Below are 21,512 nucleotides of genomic sequence, written 5' to 3' on the forward strand. Positions count from 1 at the left end.
AAGAAAAACCGCCCGAAGGCGGTTTTTTTATATTGATTCTTGCTGCGGAGCACTAACATTCATTGGTTCTTTCATAATCCAATCCTCGATCCATGCTTTTCGTTTCACTGGGTTGTTCGCTAACTCTTTTTGCCAGTAGAGAAAAGCCGAATCATTCATTCGAGAAGCATCTCCTTCAATCTCCATCCAAGGCACACCTTCCACACTGTATTTTTGACCACCAGGCAAAGACAATTTCTGAGACTGCTTTATAGGGTACTCCCCTACACCGGGGGCAAGCCCCGTTTGCGATAGTGATGATACGGAAATATGCACCGGTAAGAACTCTGCTTTTTTCTTGTCTACTATAGGACCAAATGGCCTTAAAGTAGGCACTCGTCGTCCCGTAGGAGAGGTGTATCTAAGCTCAAACTTAACAATATGCAGCGTTCTACGGTCATTAAATGGGTCTAGGTATCGATTTGGAGCGTCCTTGACTTTCGCCTGAAACTCTTGAACGAAAGAGGCTAGATCCGATGTAATCTCAGTATCAGCCTCAGTGAAACTCACCTCTTTAATTTCTACTTTTGCATAAGGAGAAGGGACTTCTTTCTTATAAGTGTACTCGCCTACTTCAAGCAATGAACCAAAGAAACTTGGCCCTTCAGTCGTATCTTTTGAAAACATCGATTCTTGCTCTTCAATCGACAAAGATAACCGCATTGGCACCCGATAGCCCTCTCCCATCATGCGCTTATATGTCTCTTTTTCGCCCCCTTCGGAAAGTAAAGCGACATATATAGTGACTGGCTTGTCATTGGACCAATCAAGCACGGAGGATTTTGGTGCTTTGTCATCGAACCACTCAAAACCACTCCCTTTCGAAACAGCACTAAAGCTCGAAACATCACCTTTTAGATACGGAGCAATACCTTCAGTTTTTTTAGCAGAAGCACTTTTAACAAACTCTTCGATTAGTAAATCATATTCGTTAATCACTACTTGCCTATTCGCCAGACCGTCGTATAGAACAAGTGGTAAACCATCAACCTCGACTTCTCCATCGTCATTCAGATAACACTGCTTACCATAGGTATTATTGTCATCGACACCATAGTTAAACTTGGATAACTGCTGTTCAGTACCTGCTAGAGACAACGTATTCCCATCAGCAGTGAAATAGTATTGCATTGAGCGAGCTTCTCCACTTTGTTTCCATTTATCGAAGCTTTGCATCTCGTAATTTGAGTATAAAGGCTTAAGACCTGGGATTTCATATTCGCCGAACCAATATGTTGGCTCAAATTCAACACATGTCAGATGCTCTTCAACTGCGTGTTGGTCAAAGTAACTTTTTAGCTTATCGTTGCTTCCGCACAAAGTTAGATCATCCGCTTTTCGCGGCGCCATCAAAACCTCAAAGCTTGGCCCTTTAAAGTCCCAAAGCGACCGCTCACAACAATATTGCAAAGTTGTCTTAAATATCTTCTTTTTAGATTTAGAGGCATTACTTGATAATACAATCTGTACCTTAACACGTGTAAAAGGCGTAATTCGATTGGTTTTATTTGGGGAAATCCACTCTTCAAGCGGCTTCCAAGAAACCCCATCCCCTTTACTATCAACTAGCAAACGGCTGAAGCCAATATCGTCCGATTTAATCGACTCCACATTGTTATCGAACATTTTCGCGAAATCGGAAAAGCCATTGTCCGCATCTCCCTGATATAGACGGGCTTGTACTGGGAAGCCTTTATTGAACTCCCCTTGAATGCGAGCTCTCTTTAACAAAGGTGACAATTGTGGCGAATGTTCATTTTTCCAAGATTGAGCAAAAGCACGGGCAGCACTTACACCTGACTTATCATCCCTAACTCGTTGTATCCAATTCTGAGCCATGGTGTTATAGCTACTTAACGGTGCCTCCCAGTTATCATTGATAACATAAACATCGATGTAATCCTTAACTCGATATTCCTCAAGCAACCCTTGCAACTTAGAAACATTAGGGTTCCAAAGCGAAATTCGAGCAAGCAGTTCCACGAGCCCATTAAGCGCAAGAGCACGGAGTAAAAATCGTTTCTGCAACTCTTGCACCGTTTCTTTATTCTTCAGGTGAGATTCAACTTCATCACGTGTTTTTATCTCACTACGCTCAATCGTTACCTCTAGATCTCTGTACTGCTGAAGAACTCGAATATGGATTTTACCCAACTGGTTTAGTTGGTCGATATTCTGATAACGTCCTTTAAAGTCAGAATAGGCTTTTTCAGTAATGAGCTCGTCCAGCACAGATAGCGCGCAGTCTGCGAGTTCTGCTCCCGACCTTAGGTACAAAATGCCCGCAGCAAGCGGAGCTAACGGTGTAAACATCGCAAACCCGCTAAGAGTGGTTAACACCGCCGCGACTTGCGCCTTCTGCGTATCATCTAAGCCAACATCCAATGCTTGCTTCAACTGACGTGCTTTCTCTAATTCCACCATGCCGCTGCGGCTCGGTGGTAAAACAACTTGATAGTTAGGAATAATCAAGCGAACTTCAACTCGTCGATCTAGGGCTGCAGGTGCGCTGTCTCCGGTCTGTGACATATCGCTCTTGGTACTATCAGCCGTGAGCGGCTGAGTATTGCCATAAGACGCTGTGTAAACCCTTTCTTCCAAGCTGGGGTCAATGGAGATAATCGCGTTAGTAACAGTCTTTGCACGTTTAGCAGCCACGAGAGCGTTCGCATCAGAAGAACCAATCCTACCAGCATGCCCTTCTATCGATACCTTGTAGCTTGGGTTATCTAGCATCAATTGCGACAAATACTTACACACTTGTTTAATGTCTGTTCTCAGCTTGCCGTGCTCATTGCCATGTTGCCATTCGTTGAACTTAAAGTTGATATGAATCGCTAACCCTTGGCTGTCCTCAACTATGTGGGCTATCTCCTCACCATCGCTACCATTGATGACGTTTTTAGCATCGTCTAACGCTTGTGCCCATTCTTGATACGCTTTAATAACTGAAATAGATTGAAGGTAACTTTGAGATACCGCATCGAAATCTTCTTTGGCTTCAAGAGACTTCTTCTCAAGCTCGTTTTCTTTTTGCACCAAATCGTACAAGTCAACTAAGCTAGAGCCAGATTCAAGAATTGGAAATGCTCGGTTCATCTTCTCCATAACGGAGCCATTAAACCATGACCTCGCAAGTCGTGTTGAGTTCTCGCTGAATGTACCCGTGATCAAGTTAGCTTTTATCACATCGAGTTCGCGTTTAATAAAAGAGATGTTCATACCGCTCTTTCGAAACGCCAAGGCCGCCGCCTGATTAAAGTCGAGCCCCTTATTGGCAAATCTTATCGCCTTGGTCAATTCTTTACGGCTTTCTTTAAATGCTGAAAAGCCAAAAGCGAGTGCAACACTACTGGTCATTAAATCGGGCAGTTTTTGTTTCTCTATGTCCGACCAGATACCTTTAGAGACACTAAACATGGTTGCTTTCAGGTTATCTGAAAATGGATTCCCTCCCATCAGAAAACCTTCAGCCAGACTTTCCGCGTTCTTTTTGATTGCTGACGCTAAACCGAGTGTATTGACACCTGTCCCAGAGAGAGGAACGGATTTACCAGTTTTTGTCATCAACTCGCTGTAATTGGAAGGTAATGCTTGGGGGTACTGGTAAAACAAACATTCTTCAAGAGAGATCATGTCGCCACACACAATGGCTAGTTTTCCGTAACCACTGATTGATTTAAACGTTACCTTTTCATTCAATTCGTAGGTATAACAATCCTGCTCTTCTAGGCCAGTAACCGCCGACGATTTATTACGTTCAAATCGAAGTCGTCCAGACTTGATAACTTCAGGAAACTTATTTTGAAGACGCTTATTTTCTTTAAGATAATCCTGAACAAAGAACTGAACCCTCAGACCGTAGAAACCATCCCCAAGTACGATGTGATTACCTTCTGAGGTTGACTCAGAACTTGAAGGTTCGATGACCGACGGTAGATTAAATGATACAGATGGTAAAGTGTCGTTAAATTCTTGCGACTCTTGATCTTCATCATCATAAAAAGGCCGCACTACAATCCCCCTTGCTAACACCTGTTCTGAGGTTTGCTGCTGATTTTCAAGGTGGCTCCGATATTTTATTAATGACACCTCAGCACCTATGTAAATATCGCTGCTAAACACTATGCTAATGGTATTTACACTGGGTACAACAAACCCTTCAATAAACTCAACACCAGATGACTGAATATCAGCATACCATTGGTTGTAGTTTTCTTCTTCTTGCGAAAGTAACGCCCCAAACTCTTGAGTGTAAGGCTTCGCAAGTTGTTTTACTGAAACTTTCGACGGTTTAAAAAGCCTCGGCTGATTTAACTGAGGACTCATTTTCGTATAGAGGGACTTTATGGTTTCCTTAATTTCAGTAATAGATGATGAACTTTTCGCCAATTGACCAATTAAATTAGTTGGTGGAAAAAGCATCTCATAGTCATGGGCATCATCAATCGTTGTGATGGGGCTGTTATGGCGAAGAAGCACTTGCGGTTTACTCTCCTCGGCTTCACTTAAGTACGACACCTTACATAGCCTGCCATATTGATCACTTCCCCAAAACCTAGGCAAAGTTACAGAGTCTTGAGAGAGAGCATCTATTAGTATTGGGGTAAATGGGATAGGTCGAACATTCTTTACATGATTTACGCTGGTTAAGTCTGACACTGTATTCCAATTACTGAACTCGCGTCCTGCTTCTGTTTCTTCACCTTGAAAATACACTCCTAGCAAGTACATTGGTTTATCGTAAGTACATAAGTCAACCATCACTCACTCTCCTTAAACCAAAGACCATCATTTGCCAAGCCATTGTATAAGCTCATGTTTGAGTTAACGCCTATTTCACCAGTACCTAGCGCATACCATTGCCACCTTATCTGTGTTTCGCGATCAACCACTGTCATACGGGATACACGGTCGTGTGCACTGAATCGAGCATCTTTTCCTAATATCCCCGAACCCACATATTCAGTTTTGTCATATTTTTTTACAGTTTCATTCTCAATATCAAAAAAGAATCGATTTTGAGCATTTTGGCCCCAAGCATATCTTCCCATTGGGCTCATACCCCTAAATTTCAACCACTCTCTTTGCTGAACCTTGCCTTTTGGCTTAATGCTTATGTGTTTCAGAGCATTGTTCGTTAAATTTCGCTTAAACACCCCTGTGTAACTTAGATTCGTTATTGTCTTATTATTTAGGACAGCGTAAGGGCCAACTCCAAAATCAATTGCTTCAATTTCGCCAGTTTCAGAATCCCAACGAGCGTTATCAAAGTCGCCCATCGTATGAAAATACAAATAACGGCTATCCTCTGACCAAACCATGCCAGGGGAGCCTAATCCCATCACTCGCGTTTTTACACCTGTTTTTAGGTCGTAAACATACTTGCCAGTTCCTCTATCTATCCAAGCAACATAACGCAAGTTAGGAGAGCGTCGAATAAGCACAATGCCATCAACCTTAGTATCTGGCACCACTAAGCGTAAATCTGTGCCATCCGTCTTCATGCTCCAAATCTTCAGTTTCACCCTGTCATCATCATCATTGTCCCATGCGAACTGAAAACGCGGCAGGTCATAAGAGCTAGCATCATTAATATCCTCCTTAGGCCATTCATCTGAATTAAAGACATAGTACTTAGGGAACATGCCAGGCATTGGTTTTATTTTGTCATCGGATACCCAATTTTCATTGGTGACTGCCGACTCCATTACGTAGTAGTTATGCTCGCCGACATAAACGCGATCTGGGTGTTTTTCTTGCTCTGTTTGCGCAGAACTCGAAACAGGGGAAGCACTTTGTTGAGATTGGTCATTACAACCAATGATTGCTAAGCCTAATAACGTGATTAGTAGTGTTTTTTTCATTTTTTAGCCTAATAAATCCGTAACTTTTACTTTTTCGCGCAACTTAAACGTTTCGGGAGTTTCATTCCCTCGTGATGCATGAGCCCCCCTTAAAATATCGACTTCTTTAACCTTTTCAGGCCAGCCACTAAATCGTAAATTTAGGTAACCATCAACATCAGGAGTGGCACACCTGAAGTAAGCTTTTTGTGACCATCCATGTTCTTCATTTTGTAACATAAAATAATCATCGGGCTGATCGGTGGAGCCAAGGACTCGATAGCGTAATATGATCTCGCTTCCAGGAGGCGGTATGTTTACTGCCGCGACATTACAATTGCTCTGCTCATTAACAACCGCCTTCACTTTTTGATTTTCAGATAGCTTTGGTAACTTAAAAACCGTTTGTAGAGTGAAATCTTTAGAGCTACTGTAATCCGACATCTCAGATAGTGAAATTGCCATCGACTGATAGTTACTCTCTAACTCAGAAACAGCACCATCACTCAAGGCTTGAGGCGAGTAATACAGGTACACATCTTGGCATTCGCCTTTAATTTTGTATGGTAGCCAGATATGAGGCAGCGGATAGCCCAACACCTCATCACTCGGCGCAGAAGAGGCCTTCATAGGGCTAGGATGTGTCGAAACCATCATTTGCTCATGTGCAAAACCAGCAAATTTGACCTCAACCTCTTCAGCGAGCAAACTAAACACTCTTGCCTGCTCATTGATGTCTAGTTCACCGCTAAATACTTCTACCCCATCTTGCAAAATTGAGAATGGTTCAAATGCAACATTCTCACCGGGGAACAATGAAGAGCCATCAATATTGACGTGCCTTGTTTTCATTGTTTTCTTCCGGCTACTGCTCATATCCACATCAGCAAAGTATCCATTGCTAGTCACTTGCAACTCACGCCAGACTTCTCCTTTCCAAATAATGTAAACACGCCCTGATGTGTAGCCATCCCATGAAGAACCCGATTTGTATAGAGGAACCACAGGCACCAACACGTTATCCCACTCATCCATCTGAGTTTCTTTATCAACGGGTTGCAGGTCTTCGGCGAGTTTAAGCAAAATTGGCTGAGGCTGGTCGGAACAAGGGATTTTGATGTAAAGCGTTTTGCCCTCAGCTTCGAGATCTTTAAATGTCGCGAGGCTGCGGTGTTTGTTTTCTGTATCAGCCTTGCCTACAGTCACTTTTTCTTTTTGAGTTTCCGTTTTTCCCAACATCAAACATGCCGCGTTGCTAGACCACTGCCCTGCAAACTCGACAACAATTTTTTGGTCTGGGCTTGGCTCAGAAGGTACATGCGTGTAACTGCGAACTAGAGCAACATCGTCAGTAACCTGCTTGTAACCCGCTTTAAAAACTTTGCTTTCATTCGAAGCAGATACAGAGTCAACGAGTGTTTTAAGTCTAGGGAAGCTTTGCAGCTGAGAGTCCGTCAATGGAGACCGACGAGCAACGGTAGATAATGACACCCAATTGCCTTTTCCCAATTCGATTCTTATAGCAGCTAGCAATGCGCTGGTCGTTATTTTGGCAGAGATGGAAATCTTTTGCGCCAATTCTTTAGGGAGGTTTCTAAGGATGTCATCTGAATTTCGCAAACGCGAAAGCTGTCCTATACACTCGTCCGGTGTAAGAACATAAGATAGCTCGTTGGAGGATAGCTTCGAGCTAGGTATAAATTTGCAAACTAAATGCATTTGAATTCTCCACAACCAACATCGTAAATATGGCTGCGGTGACAATTAAGCTGATAAGGCTTACAAGTACGATTTGGTCTGCGTATCCTACTTACTTAGCCATTTATTTTCAACGAGATAGAAAAATCACCCGAATTCAAAAACACCAAGCAAATGGTGATTTTTACTATCAAAACATGCGATTTAACCACAACAAAAGCCAGTAACATCACCCACTTTGTCAAAATGGTAAAATCTTACTCTCTAAAAAAATTTAATTTATGGACTGAAGTTAACAAAAGTCGTAGTAACGTGCGCTTCAGGTAAGCACGAGGAAATTCAGAAGTTTATGAGGTGCCCTCCTCAGCAACAAACAACAAATTGACTGTTACTGAGGAAGTTTAAATAAAAAGGTGAGCGCATTACGCACTCACAAAAGTAACTGCTCTGAAGCTTGCTAGGATTAAATTTGCTTCATCGCGAGTTAAAGAGGCGAGGTATTACCCATCGACCTCATGCAGAACACTATACTCAGAGTATAGAAACGAGCATAAATGTATAATATTTAAAAAGATTTTCAACGCGACACATTCACCACAGCATCTACCGAGCGACCATCACAATCACGTCATACACACCTAAAAGCAACATTGGCCTAGTTATTATAGTTATTCAGCCTTGTATTAAGACGATTTATTAATTCGAGTAACTTATCAATAAAGGCAATTATTTTGATAAATATCACAAAAAGTCCCAAATAAATAAAGCGAGCTAAAACGCTCGCTTTATTTATGCCGCATTTTTTAAAGTTTTGTTCTCACTAAAATATCGGTTGTAGACAGCACCTAAGGAGGCTGTACTTGCGAAACGATCATAGTTCAATGTTGCTTGGACCTCTTCGGCAGAGGCAGACAGCTTGTTGGTACCATTCACATAAATCGTTACGGCTCCGTCCTTCAGTCCTGAAAGATCTAAATCAGTTGTCCATGAGTCTGAAAACACGGTAGCCATGCCTGTGGCTTCTGTACCATCAACGTCGACTGCTTTGATATCTATATACTCACCATCTTCAAACCGTTCACTGCTACCACTTACTGTCACGCTTTCCACTCCAGCAACATCGTTGATAGCATCTAGATGTATTGTTGGTGTAATTGGCATGGAGTAAGCCGTGTTCTGGCTACCGGTATTCCCTGACAAGTCTTGGTAGTCACGAACCAGCAACGCCACATTGAGCTCTGACGTGCTTGGTACCACCACATCACCAGTCCAAACGCTTGGGTCCGCTGTTGCCACTAATGAGGTGATCGTCGTGCCACCTAACTCCGCTGCGGCGGATTGCAGATCTTTATCGAATTCCAGCGTTACCGTCACGCTTTGGCCGATGGCTTGATGCTCAGGCGTAAACGTCACATTAGTCAGCGTTGGCAGAGACTGCGCGAGTGTAAAGCTCTGGCTTTCACTCACTTCAATGCCCGCTGAGTTTGTCCCCGTCACCATCACAGTATAAGTGCCATTGGTTTGGTGACTCATATCCATTGCGTCACTGGTCCAAGTGCCACCAGCTTGTACCGTTGCACTGCTGCTTTTTAGTACCGTCGTGCTGCCTTGTGCTTTCACTTCAAGACGCAGGGACTGGCCGTCAAAACGTGTCGACGTACCTTCGAATTGTAGCGTGGCGGCTTGCATTTCATTCACACTGCCCACCGGCGTAATAGCTAAGGTCGGCGTGATCGGCATGGAGTAAGCCGTGTTCTGGCTACCGGTATTTCCTGATAAGTCTTGGTAGTCACGAACTAGCAACGCCACATTGAGCTCTGACGTGCTTGGTACCACCACATCACCAGTCCAAACACTTGGGTCTGCGGTTGCCACTAACGAGGTGATCGTCGTGCCACCTAACTCCGCTGCGGCGGATTGCAGATCTTTATCGAATTCCAGCGTTACCGTCACGCTTTGGCCGATGGCTTGATGCTCAGGAGTAAACGTCACGTTAGTCAGTGTTGGCAAGGATTGCGCGAGAGTAAAGCTCTGGCTTTCACTCACTTCAATACCAGCTGAGTTCGTCCCTGTCACAATCACGGTGTAAGTGCCGTTGGTTTGGTGACTCATATCAATCGCGTCACTGGTCCAAATGCCACCGGCTTGTACTGTTGCACTGCTGCTTTTCAATACCGTCGCGCTGCCTTGGGCTTTCACTTCAAGACGCAGGGACTGGCCGTCAAAGCGTGTCGACGTGCCTTCAAATTGTAGCGTGGCGGCATGCGTTTCATCCACATTGCCCACTGGCGTAATAGCTAAGGTCGGCGTGATCGGCATGGAGTAAGCCGTGTTCTGGCTACCTGTATTCCCTGATAAGTCTTGGTAGTCACGAACCAGCAACGCCACATTGAGCTCTGACGTACTTGGTACCACCACATCACCAGTCCAAACACTTGGGTCCGCGGTTGCCACTAATGAAGTGATCATCGTACCACCTAACTCCGCTGCGGCGGATTGCAGATCTTTATCGAATTCCAGTGTTACCGTCACGCGTTGGCCGATGGCTTGGTGCTCAGGCATAAACGTCACGTTAGTCAACGTTGGCAGAGACTGCGCGAGTGTAAAGCTCTGGCTTTCACTCACTTCAATGCCCGCAGAGTTCGTCCCCGTCACCATCACGGTATAAGTACCGTTGGTTTGGTGACTCATATCAATCGCGTCACTGGTCCAAGTGCCACCAGCTTGTACCGTTGCACTGCTGCTTTTTAGTACCGTCGCGCCGCCTTGGACTTTCACGTCAAGACGCAGGGACTGGCCGTCAAAGCGTGTCGACGTACCTTCGAATTGTAGCGTGGCGGCATGCGTTTCATCCACACTACCCACAGGAGTGATGGCTAAGGTCGGCGTGATTGGCATGGAGTAAGCCGTGTTCTGGCTACCGGTGTTTCCTGATAAGTCTTGGTAGTCACGAACTAGTAACGCCACATTCAGCTCTGACGAGTCTGGTACCACTACATCACCAGTCCAAACACTTGGGTCCGCGGTTGCCATTAATGAGGTGATCGTTGTACCACCTAATTCCGCTGCGGCGGATTGCAGATCTTTATCGAATTCCAGCGTTACCGTCACGCTTTGGCCGATGGCTTGGTGCTCAGGCGTAAACGTCACGTTAGTCAGCGTTGGCAGAGATTGCGCGAGTGTAAAGCTCTGGCTTTCACTCACTTCAATACCCGCTGAGTTCGTCCCCGTCACCATCACGGTGTAAGTGCCATTGGTTTGATGACTCATATCAATCGCGTCACTGGTCCAAGTGCCACCGGCTTGTACTGTCGCACTGCCTCTTTTTAGTACCGTCGCGCTGCCTTGGGCTTTCACTTCAAGACGCAGGGACTGACCGCCAAAGCGTGTCGACGTACCTTCGAATTGTAACGTGGCGGCATGCGTTTCATCCACACTGCCCACTGGCGTAATAGCTAAGGTCGGTGTGATCGGTAATTCGTGAGCGGTGTTATCCTCACCTATGTTGCCAGTCAAATCTTTAAACTGACTAACAACCAAGTCGACACTTAACAGCGCGGTGCTCGGAACTTGTACATTACCAACCCAGACCTTTTTATCTGCCGTTGCTGACAGAGAACTGATGCGATTGCCGCCAAGCTTGGCGGTCGCCTCTTGGAGCTCTTTATCAAACTCAAGCGATACACTCACGCTTTGACCCACACTCTGATGCTCGGGGTTAAATGTCACATTGGTTAGTTTTGGTAAGGTTCCTTCAACCGCGATACTTAAGCTGCTTCCTTTTCCAGGAATTGTATTGGTACTTTGATAGCTATTGTCTTCTACCTGAATAGTGATATTTTTATCTTGTTTTTCTGGGCTGACATAGTTAACCATCCACGTAATATTGTCTGAAGTCGACCAAGTATCTTGTTTTAACGTTCCTGTTGCACCGCTATCACTAGCGACAAGATGGACATCTGAGATATCAAAGTTCGTAACTTCTTCTGTAAAGTTAAACGCGAGCGTAATCTCTTCGCCTCCAAAAAGAGGGGCGCTTGAGGCGGTAGAGATTCTTAGCCCGGGAACGGTTGCCGCTTCCACATGCGCGTCAATAGAACTTTCACTCTTGTTATCCACCTTGTCTGTTGCTGCCACCGTGATCGTATGATCGCCTTTAGGTAACAAATAGCTTATGACATAAGGCCCTGCTTCGGTTGTCGGCTCAGTAATCGCTTGAGGAGCCACAGTGCTGCCACCACTCACCGCTTTTGAAGTGACAAGATTTAAATTTTTATCTGTAATGTATGCACTAATTTCTAGCTGATACTTATCGTTTGTCGGTATCTTAGAGATTTGATTAGCACTTAAGCCAGAAATACTTGGAACGTCATAATCAACAATAGACTCGATAACTTGTCCATCATAACTTTTGCCTAGTAATTCAAAGCTTGTATTCTCTCTTCCAACTGAGTCCGTCACCGTCACCTTAAGGGTATATGACCCTTGATTATCGACGGCAAAGTTCATCATTCCATTACCACTAGATGAGATAACATCACCTGAGTAACGCAAGGAATCACCGAGGCTTGGAATAAGCTCCACAGAATATTGTGAAGCTTTCACTCTTTCTCCTTCCACCGTAGATAGCGTAAACGGCTGGCTCGCCTTGGTTAAAAACAGTTTCCCCCCCTGCAAACTCGTAATTCCATCGAAATCAACTGTGACTTTAGGAACACTAATATCAATGACTTTTCTGATATCAGAATACAGTCCGACGCTATCTGTCGCTTTGATGTCTACTGTGATTGAACCACGCCCCTCTAACTGAGATTTCGGTAGTTCAAAGTACGTAGATGAACCATTCCCATCCTCTACTCTTTCTTCTTGATAACTCGGGTTTAAAACCGAGTAGTTTACTTTTGCGAGGCTGCTACCAGTGTCCGTTATATCAAAACGAAAACGAACATTATCAGGATTTGTTGGCGATTCGGTTACGATAATCTCATCGCCAACACTTGGAGGTGTGTTGTCAACTTTAATATCAACGGTCGCTTCACCGACTCTCGACCACACATCCGTTGCGGTAATAATTGTCCTGATCGTTTTTCCATCCGCATCGCTAGGAAGTTCACTTGTAAATGTTGAACACTTGTAGGTTGGATCATCTGCACACACCTCTAATTGTGCAAACTTCTCCGGATTATCTTTATAGTTGTAGGATTCCGTTCCAAACCTGGCCATCACATTGTCTAGTCTAGAGTTTTCATACAGCTTAATTCTGAATTTGGCGACAAGCTGCTGACCATTAATGGTTGTGTTTCCAATCGGATCAGTAATTTCGACGACTACCGAACCTTTAGGTAATTCAAGCAGTAGATCGTGCTCTGCCGTCAAGTTTCCTGCTAAATCAGATAAGTTCTTGATTTTGTATTCTTGAGTTGTACTCAGGCCATCAATAATATCGGCATAGGATTCAGAATACGTACACTTGATATTTCCAACACCTTTGGCACAAGTCGTTGGTGTATAAGCTTTGTTGCCAAGATTACGAACCAACTTTGGATATTCATCTGAACTTTCGGTATTCACGCCTGATAAAGCATCATTAAAAGAGAGCTCAAATGTGAGCATCTTCTTCTTCAAAGCTTCATCAAACCAAACATCACTTCCTTTAAAACTGTATGAGTTACCATCTACGACTGTCGGTGCATCAATATCCACCATCGAGAAATTGAACTTGTTGATCGTTTCACGCCCATTTGTACCCAAGGTTTTAGTTATCAAAGTAACAGGTGCTTTGGTCATGTTTTGCCCAACATTGACACTACAACTGTAAGGTTCTTGCGATACGTTGATAACACCAGAAGTTGGTTGCTCATTAGTTGGTGGCGCATCTAGAGAGCTGTATTCTTCACGAACCCAACACTCTAACGTTTTGGCTTTGACCGCACTCAATGTAGTAAAGGTGACATCAAGAACACCATCAGATAAGTAATTTTGGAAGTCCAGCGGGCTTTCAACTGTTAGAACCACGCCTTCACGCTGTACGCTAAAGGTTTGGTTTACTTTTCCAACCTTTCGGTCTTTTTCATCAAGGTAACGAACTTTGTTATAAACTTTGATATCAAGTTCATAATTACCATCTTTGGCAATTTGTGTAGAAAGCAACGTTGCAGTCCAAGTGCCATCTGCGGTTTCTGAGAACGTAAAGTTAGTCCCGTTTTGCTCTCCAGAGAATCTATACGTTGAGTCAATTCGATCAACGCCACTATCATCAACAATATCAAGCGTAAGTACGATATTCCCATCTTGATAGATGGTGTTGTTTGTAATTGGCGTTCCATCCGTGTAACTCATCGCCAGCGTCACCTGCGGGATGGAATTGTACACTTTGACGGTAAAATCTTGCTCATCACTGGTTAAGGTTGTGTTGCCACGAACATCAGACCCTTTTAAACGAACCTTGTGTGTACCCGTACCTAAATCACCAAGGCTCACTTTGAGATCCTCATTGATTTTTGTACCGGGAGAGCCAGGTAATGGCTCCAGATCGCTAAACGTCCAATACTCTAGGCTTTCTCGATTGACACCATTAATTGAAACATCACCGTTTGCATTTAGGTCTAGAGCCGTTAGGTCAAAGACATAGTTACCTAAGTAGTAGTCATTCGCATTGAAACCACTTAATCCTAATGTTGGTCCATCACGATCAAGAATAACCTTGTGCGTGTTAGAACTAGACTCAAAACCATAAATATCGGTTGCTTTTACATACAATGACGTTGTTTTTTCATCTTCAGAAATGTCTATTTTATCTGTGTCACTCTTGATAAGAGACATGACAAACTCTTTAGATGAATCCGTTGGCACAATTGTCTTAATTGGCGAATCTTTACCACTTTGATACAGCGAGACTTGCTCAAGGTCTGAATCGTCTATTACGGATTTAAATCGCACATTGAACTCACGCCCTATGACATAGTTCTCTTTAGACAATGTGTCTTCAACCCAAGGCGTATTTAGGATGATTTCGGGGCCTTTGTTATCGACTTGGAAGGTGAATTTCCCTGTTGTACTGACATTGGCAGGGTAAGCGTTGTCCGTCGCAGTGACGTAAAATTCATTCCATTCATCGTAATCAAATGCTTTTGAAACCAGTTGGACTTTGACGTCAGGCTGTTCACCAACTAGGTATGGTACGTCACACGCCTCTGTTAGAGGGTCACAGCTTTCTAATGTCAGAGCCTGACCAGATCCGCGGCGCAGATCTATTTTTACGTTATTGCCAGAGCTTAACGTCCCCCAATCAATGACAGGTGTCCATTGGTTGTTACCGCCTAAACGGCTTTGAACCTGCTCACTTTTTACAATAGGAGCTTCAGAGTCGATACGAATATTGAATCTCGGAGCCGTGCTAGTTAACTCTGAAACGGAGTTACCTAAATTATCCTCTGCCGCTGCAACGACTAGCCAATCACCATCACCCGGGTAAATCGTCGCGCCTTGATTTGAACAAAGCTCCCCCGTACATAATTTGACTTTAAAGGCGTCTTTCGAGTTATTCGCAAAGTCCTCTGGTGTGTATGTGACTTTTTCACCCGTTTGCTGGTAGAAAACAAGACCTCTTGAAGAAAGCTTGTCACCCACAACGTCTTCAACCTTGAAGGTCAATTCATGGGTATTTTTGGCATTTAAATAAATACCGTCTTCTACAGGTTTACCATCGACATCATTAGGTGGGAGGTAACTCGTTTTAGGGAAATCATTATCAATAAATACCGTTTCTATGAACGGATCTTTGCCATCGTAACCATACGCATTACCATGTGGGTCCATGGCACTGGTTTCCACAGCAAACTCTACAATATCTTTTAGTTCACTAGACTGAGAGTTAAGGGTAAAGAGGTACTCTTTTCGATAAGCATTGCTGTTGCCAGGGTTCTCTACAATGTTAATGTCCAGCGGTATTTCAATGTTTGGCCCACTGGCTTGATACCACATCGTGCTAAACTTCGGACCATAAGCGTCGGTTTCTACAATACCAGAAGGATCGTCTAGGATAATTTTAGAAACAACTTCACCAGCAATATAAAGCCTATTGCCAACCATCGTCTCTCGACCGCTTTCAATCGTTAATTTTGGCTGTGGAGGCAAGATATCGATACTGCTACCCTCTGTATCAAAAATGTTCTTACCATTTAAGTTAGGATTAGCCATCGAAATATCATCAGCATAGAGCTGCGCGATATTGGTCTCAATACCGTATTTGCTCGCCATGATTTCGTAATACGATTGCGCTAAATCCTTTCGATAAGTATCGGAACCGAATTGATAAGAATCGAGCATAACCTGACGTCCACCAACACCAATACCATTCGCTTTTCCATCAAAGCTCAAATCATCGTAAATAGCGGAGGCAAAATCTAATGAGTTATTTCTCGGCATTCCTTGAGCAATACTATCGATAGCTTCGACAAGAAATCGGTGTAGATAATCGTTTGATGGCTTTTCTGGAATCGCTTTGGTAGCAAGCATTTCGTTCGTTGCATAAGGCACAACCGTTGGATCAAATCCAAAGAATGAGCTGTTGTTCGTGCCTGATAACGCGTAGCGCACCTCATCAAGAATTTGAATCGCACGCTCAGAAGTTTTCTCTCCGGCAGTGACTTGATCCCACTGGAAATCAAACAAGCTAGTCTGATATGTCGATAGTTCAGTAATATAGTAAGTCTGAGAGCCATTGAGCTTAAAGTACACGCCAATATTGGCCTTGTTTAAATCAACCGTTACTTTTTTGGTTCCTGGATCTCTTTTCCATTGATAGTAGTATGGCTCGCTGCCTTCGATACCAATTAAACGAACACGCATGAAGTCATAATTCACAACATCAGTTGTGGTTTCACAACTCGCGACGTCAAGAGCCATTGATTGGTCACTTTCCAATTGTTGGATAGTGGTACAACTCGCAAGTGAAGTGAATTCACCATTTGGACTCAATCCTTCAAGTTGAGCTCGCGCACCAATAAATGGTGTCACCACTTTTATAGTTGGCAGATCAAAGCTACTTCTAAAATATACTTCTCTTGGAGTGCTTTCGTTATCAGACTCATCGACGGTTTGAATGACTAACTTTTGACTACTGTTTTCTGATACCGATTTAAAGCTGTCACCCAAAATATCTCTTACAAATGGAATGTAATAGATGACATCTTCTACACGCCCATTGCTATCTAACAACGTTTCGTGCGGAATTTTTGCGATGTAGTCATCATCCGATGCGGTTGTATCAATAACTTGCTGAAGTGAGTAGTTGTTATCGTTATTTTGGCTGACATAATACTTGACGACGAGCTTAAGTTTATTGGCGTTGGAGCCTAAAACCGTATCGGTATTTACGTCTGACACTTTCACACGAACATAAGGGATTTTATTCTCTTTCAACAAGTTAGCGTTGAAGTTACTAAAATCTACCCCTTTTAATGAATTCTGAATGCCTATACTCGCGTAAGCGTAGTCTATCTTTAGGTAATCACGGCTCGCTTGAACATTGTCTGGGGTATACGTATCTTGAGAGTAGATACCATCGTAAGTGGTTCGTTCACCATCTAAACCGACATTTACGTACGTCATTGACGCACCTTCAGGATAAGTAATCGTTTGTGCTGGCGCTTGATCGTCACGACTTACTGCATGCTGAGCGGTGCCCGTATTGCCTTTGCTATCCTTCGCTCGAACCTCAAAGACCGTCGTAGATAGGAATTCATCAATTGGGTAAGCCTTACTAAACTCACAAGCATTTCCAGACTCTACAGTGACAGGAGAACATGTGACGTCCTCATGTAAGCCATCTTTAAATGAAATACTGACCGAACTGATCTCTTGCGAGCTTTCTTTTACAACCCCTTTCAGAACATACTCTTTAAGTTGATTATTAATTGCACTCGCCGATGTAATATCGATAACAGGCGCATCGTTATCCCATTCAAAGTTGATATGAAGACCCGAATGGCTGCCTGGAATTAACTCATTACCCAGTACATCCGCTGTATATAAGACTAACCGTGCTGCTGCTACGTTTGAGAGCCCTGTGGCAGGGTTCATATCTGCACTATCGATCTCTTTGGTATTAATGTTAACTTTAACGTTGGTCTCTCGAAGGCCAACTTCAAAATCATCAAATTCAACCGAACAGAATGTGCTTCCAAAATCTTGTATGTCGTTACATTGAAATTCACCAGACCAAGAGCCATTAACCTGATACTGAATAAAGGCGGATACGTCTTCTACGCCGATATCATCTACAATCTTTAGATCAACTTTATCGGTGCCAGCGAGCACATCACTGTCCGTACGAGTAACTATTGGCGCATCTGTATCGATATCCGTACCATCTCGCGGTGGAATGACGCCATCAGTACTGCCATATGTACCTAAGTCATTAAGCTTCTTACTAAAGTCGACATAGTCTGCGGCATCAGTACCAGAGATATTGACACTTGGATCGTTTACCACGATCAGAACATGCTGAGATAAATCACGTGTATAAATGTCGCTATTTATCTTTTTCTGTCCAAAGCTGAGGGGAGTCACTGCTCCTGAAGTCTGGCTCACTTCAAGACCATCAAGAACACCATCTGCAATAACATCCCGATATTGGATATCAGCGAAATGCATTGAAGTGTAGACGTTATCGCTGTTGCCGTATTTTTTTATAAGATCGTAAGAGTAAGACGAGTATGCAGTTAATAAAGCGCCGTATTGATGCCCAGCACTAGCAAAACTGCTTTGCCCACCTTTGGTTATATCAATAGGTTTGGTCTCATTTACGTCAAACCCATACATGCTATTGATACTATCCAAAGCGGTTGAAAAGGCACTCTCATCTGTAGTTCCTTGAGAAATTTTGTACTTTGCCAAGCCTGCTGCCAAGTTCGACAGCGGAGTAAGCATTAACTTTTGCTCACTCCCCTCTTTAAAGTTCACAACACCTTCAAATTTAAGTGTCTTCGCATTGCTCACTGATACCGTTTCATTCGTAAACGGGTCGGTATAACTCCCCTCTTTTGCAACAACAAAAAGAGGCATTGAAGACGATTCAAACTCTAGCAGATAGTTTCCGAACGCATCAGACGTCGTGTTAGCCAACTTCCGGCCTAAGTTTCCATTTTTGAACTCGAAAACCTCAATCTTTGCGCCATTTACAGGGGCGTCAAAAACCATACCGGAAATGCTTCCTTTGCTTCTAGCTGGAGGTGTGTTGTCTCCTCCATCACCACCACCACATGCACTCAATAAAAGAGATGTAAGCGTAAGACCTAATGTTAATTTCAGCGTATTTTTAGCGAACATAGTAATTTGGCAAAATATATTTTGCCGAGATTATATTATTGTAAAATATTTTCTCAACGTGACAATAACACCATTTAAAAAGCCAAAAACACCAGACCAACCGTCACTTTTACTAAATTATTAAATTAAAATCATCACCTATAATTATTCACTTAGTTAAAACGGAGGAATTAGCCATACTTTAATGCTAGGTTTTATTTAAAATATTATACTCTACGCACAACTGTCAGCCTTGATAAACCACCAAAACTAATGACTATTTTAATAATAAAAAGGAGTGTGCGAACTCCTACCGCAACCCTTCTCACCATTGCCTTACTCATTTTTATTAGCGTGTCGCTTTCTCACCACATCCTCACTCCCATGGATAGACTGCCTACCGTTAAGCCTTTGGAGTTCAAGAATGAGGGAGTTCAAGCACCTTTTGAGGGGGGGACTCTTAGACAAAAAATCACCATAGGTGTGGTTGAGTACTCGTTTGTCGCTTCATTGTTAAAATCAGGGATAAGTCAAAAAGAGATTAATTTGCTATTGGCCCTTATTAAAAGTAACTTTAATATTATTGATTCAGTTAAGAGAGATGACCATTTTATCTTAAGAACTAAGTTAAATAGTAGAAATGAAACCTATATTAGTTCTTTTTACTATTTAGGTAGTAAAACCGATTTATTTATTATCAATGATGGGCAAGGCAACATATTTGATGAGCATGGCGTGTCAATAAAAAATAAACTCCGATTTTCAGATCCCTTTGATAAAAGCTACAGAGTAAGCTCTGGCTATGACTTAAAACGAACACACCCAGTAACCAATATAACGACTCCACACTTAGGCACTGACTATGCAACACCAGTAGGCACAACGATTCGTAGTATTGCTGATGGCATCGTTTTAAAGTCTCGTTACAACCGTTTTGCGGGCAACTACATTAATATCCGCCACACAAATGGCTCTGTATCACGCTACCTACACTTATCTCAACGCCACGTCCACGTTGGCGAGAAGATCAGCCGAGGACAAGTGATAGGAAAAACGGGTAACACAGGAAGAACAACAGGGCCGCATTTACACCTTGAACTGCACATTAATGGTATTCCGGTTGATTACGAGCGATACATTCAAAAGCACCCAAACACTGACGTTAATATAGAAATGCTGATTGCAGCGAGAAAAGAAAAAGCAGAATTAACAGCGGAATGGCAACGGTATAGACAGTCAAACCGGCAATAACATACTTCGGTTCGATCTTTCTTCATTTATCTGAAGCGAGTCCTCGTAACCCTCTGAGCACTTCAAGACCTGTCGCCACTTTCCAAGTTCAGGACAAAAAAGAGCCGCTATATGTGGCTCTTAGTGATTCGAATCTTTGTTTGCAGACCCATAAGTTAATATTTTTGTGGGCACAACTGCACAACTGAATGTAGAAAACTTGCTGGCACGTAACACGCTTAGACTTCAGAAAAAGCTATCATCCTCCAGTAAGAGCTTTAATGGTTCAGCATCCAACTGCTGTTGATCGCCTCTCCCTGCTCATCAAGTTTATGAATAATATAGTCGATAAACACTTTTACTTTCGCGGGCACAAACTTACGACTTGGATAGTATATATAGACACCTTGACCATCGGTTCTTTGAGGTTCAGAAACCAACATCAGTTTACCTTGCTGTACTAAGTCTCGAGCAAGATATTGGGGCATCAGTGCAATCCCTGCTCCTAAACTCGCTAAAGAGGCCATCGCATAACCATTGTCTACTGTCACTTGATGTGTAGGACTAAATTCTACTAATTGCCCATCTAAAGGCATCGTCAAGGTAAGCAAGCGCCCCGATTGTTTATAGCGGTACATTATCCATTTGTGCTGGTTAAGCGCTTCAACACTCTGAGGCCGACCAAACTTCTTTATGTACTCCGGACTGGCAAACATACCCATATCAATAGGACATAATCGCCTCGCAATCAGGTTGCTGTCATTTAGTCTCCCGCTTCGAATAGCAACGTCCATCCCACTCTCCAATATACTGGTGTATTCATCGGAAAAGCTAAGATCCAACTTCACTTCAGGGTAACGTTCGCAAAACTCTGGAATCAGCGGAGTTATATAGTTTTGCCCGAACGATAAAGGAAGGCTGACACGAAGTGTACCAAACGGAGATGCAATACTTTGATGAAGCTGCTCTTCACTACTTTTGAGCAAGTTGATCACTTCTCTTGCCGTCTCAAGGTAGTTAAACCCCGCTTCAGTGAGCTGGAGTTGACGTGTTGTACGGTGAACTAAACGAACACCCAAATCCTGCTCTAGGCGAGCAATCGCTTTACTAACAGTAGAAGGCGACTGCCCTAATTGATTCGCGACTGCTGTAAAGTTCCCTAAGTCCACAACAGATACAAACAACTTTATTAATGACAGCTTATCCATAACGCTCACAATTAATGAAAAATAATCACATCTAATATGACAGAAAAAGTATTTTTGTGTCATGCAAACTTTTCTAGTATTTCGGAAAAGCATTCCTAGCTATGGATATTTCTACTGACCTCAGAGACGACAAATAAAGCCAACACCATTAACTCTACACTCAGAATGCTCGGGCTTACGG

At 43.2% G+C, this 21,512-nt stretch carries 6 protein-coding genes; 1 reads left to right on the forward strand and 5 read right to left on the reverse strand.

Going from position 1 to position 21,512, the window contains the following annotated elements:
• Positions 1 to 27 precede the first annotated feature (27 nt).
• The 4 genes from VEA_RS17290 to VEA_RS17305 all read right to left on the reverse strand — a co-directional run bounded on the left by VEA_RS17290 (position 28) and on the right by VEA_RS17305 (position 18,785).
• The gene (locus tag VEA_RS17290; RefSeq protein WP_006741101.1) at positions 28 to 4,803 is read right to left on the reverse strand and encodes an OmpA family protein; all 4,776 of its coding nucleotides are present in this window, start codon (positions 4,801 to 4,803) and stop codon (positions 28 to 30) included.
• Positions 4,803 to 5,906 carry a TolB family protein gene (locus VEA_RS17295; RefSeq protein ID WP_012842351.1) on the reverse strand — a complete coding sequence of 368 codons (1,104 nt, stop codon included), beginning with the start codon at positions 5,904 to 5,906 and terminating at the stop codon, positions 4,803 to 4,805. Before VEA_RS17295 ends, VEA_RS17290 begins: the two co-directional genes overlap by 1 nt.
• Before the next feature lie 3 nt (positions 5,907 to 5,909).
• Positions 5,910 to 7,604, reverse strand: a complete 1,695-nt coding sequence (locus VEA_RS17300; RefSeq protein WP_012842352.1) for a hypothetical protein — start codon at positions 7,602 to 7,604, stop codon at positions 5,910 to 5,912.
• Positions 7,605 to 8,372: 768 nt separating this feature from the next.
• Positions 8,373 to 18,785 (reverse strand): tandem large repeat, encoded by a 10,413-nt coding sequence (locus tag VEA_RS17305; protein WP_006741105.1) that lies wholly within the window; start codon positions 18,783 to 18,785, stop codon positions 8,373 to 8,375.
• A 381-nt stretch (positions 18,786 to 19,166) separates the two neighbouring features.
• Here VEA_RS17305 and VEA_RS17310 point away from each other — a divergent pair, with 381 nt between their 5' ends.
• Positions 19,167 to 20,144, forward strand: coding sequence for a M23 family metallopeptidase (locus tag VEA_RS17310; protein WP_006741106.1), 978 nt, complete (start codon positions 19,167 to 19,169; stop codon positions 20,142 to 20,144).
• A gap of 257 nt (positions 20,145 to 20,401) precedes the next feature.
• On the opposite strand, the gene VEA_RS17315 is transcribed toward VEA_RS17310, so the two are convergent.
• On the reverse strand, positions 20,402 to 21,331 hold the full coding sequence (locus tag VEA_RS17315) for a LysR family transcriptional regulator (protein WP_006741107.1): 930 nt from the start codon (positions 21,329 to 21,331) through the stop codon (positions 20,402 to 20,404).
• Positions 21,332 to 21,512 lie beyond the last annotated feature (181 nt).

The organism is Vibrio antiquarius, from assembly GCF_000024825.1.
GTDB classification, from domain to species: domain Bacteria; phylum Pseudomonadota; class Gammaproteobacteria; order Enterobacterales; family Vibrionaceae; genus Vibrio; species Vibrio diabolicus.

What these genes read in the sequence shown, in the direction of transcription:
- VEA_RS17290 (WP_006741101.1), bottom strand. Translation starts at nt 4,803, where the DNA reads ATGGTTGACTTATGTACTTACGATAAACCAATGTACTTGCTAGGAGTG.
- VEA_RS17295 (WP_012842351.1), bottom strand. Translation starts at nt 5,906, where the DNA reads ATGAAAAAAACACTACTAATCACGTTATTAGGCTTAGCAATCATTGGT.
- VEA_RS17300 (WP_012842352.1), bottom strand. Translation starts at nt 7,604, where the DNA reads ATGCATTTAGTTTGCAAATTTATACCTAGCTCGAAGCTATCCTCCAAC.
- VEA_RS17305 (WP_006741105.1), bottom strand. Translation starts at nt 18,785, where the DNA reads ATGGTTTTTGACGCCCCTGTAAATGGCGCAAAGATTGAGGTTTTCGAG.
- VEA_RS17310 (WP_006741106.1), top strand. Translation starts at nt 19,167, where the DNA reads ATGACTATTTTAATAATAAAAAGGAGTGTGCGAACTCCTACCGCAACC.
- VEA_RS17315 (WP_006741107.1), bottom strand. Translation starts at nt 21,331, where the DNA reads ATGGATAAGCTGTCATTAATAAAGTTGTTTGTATCTGTTGTGGACTTA.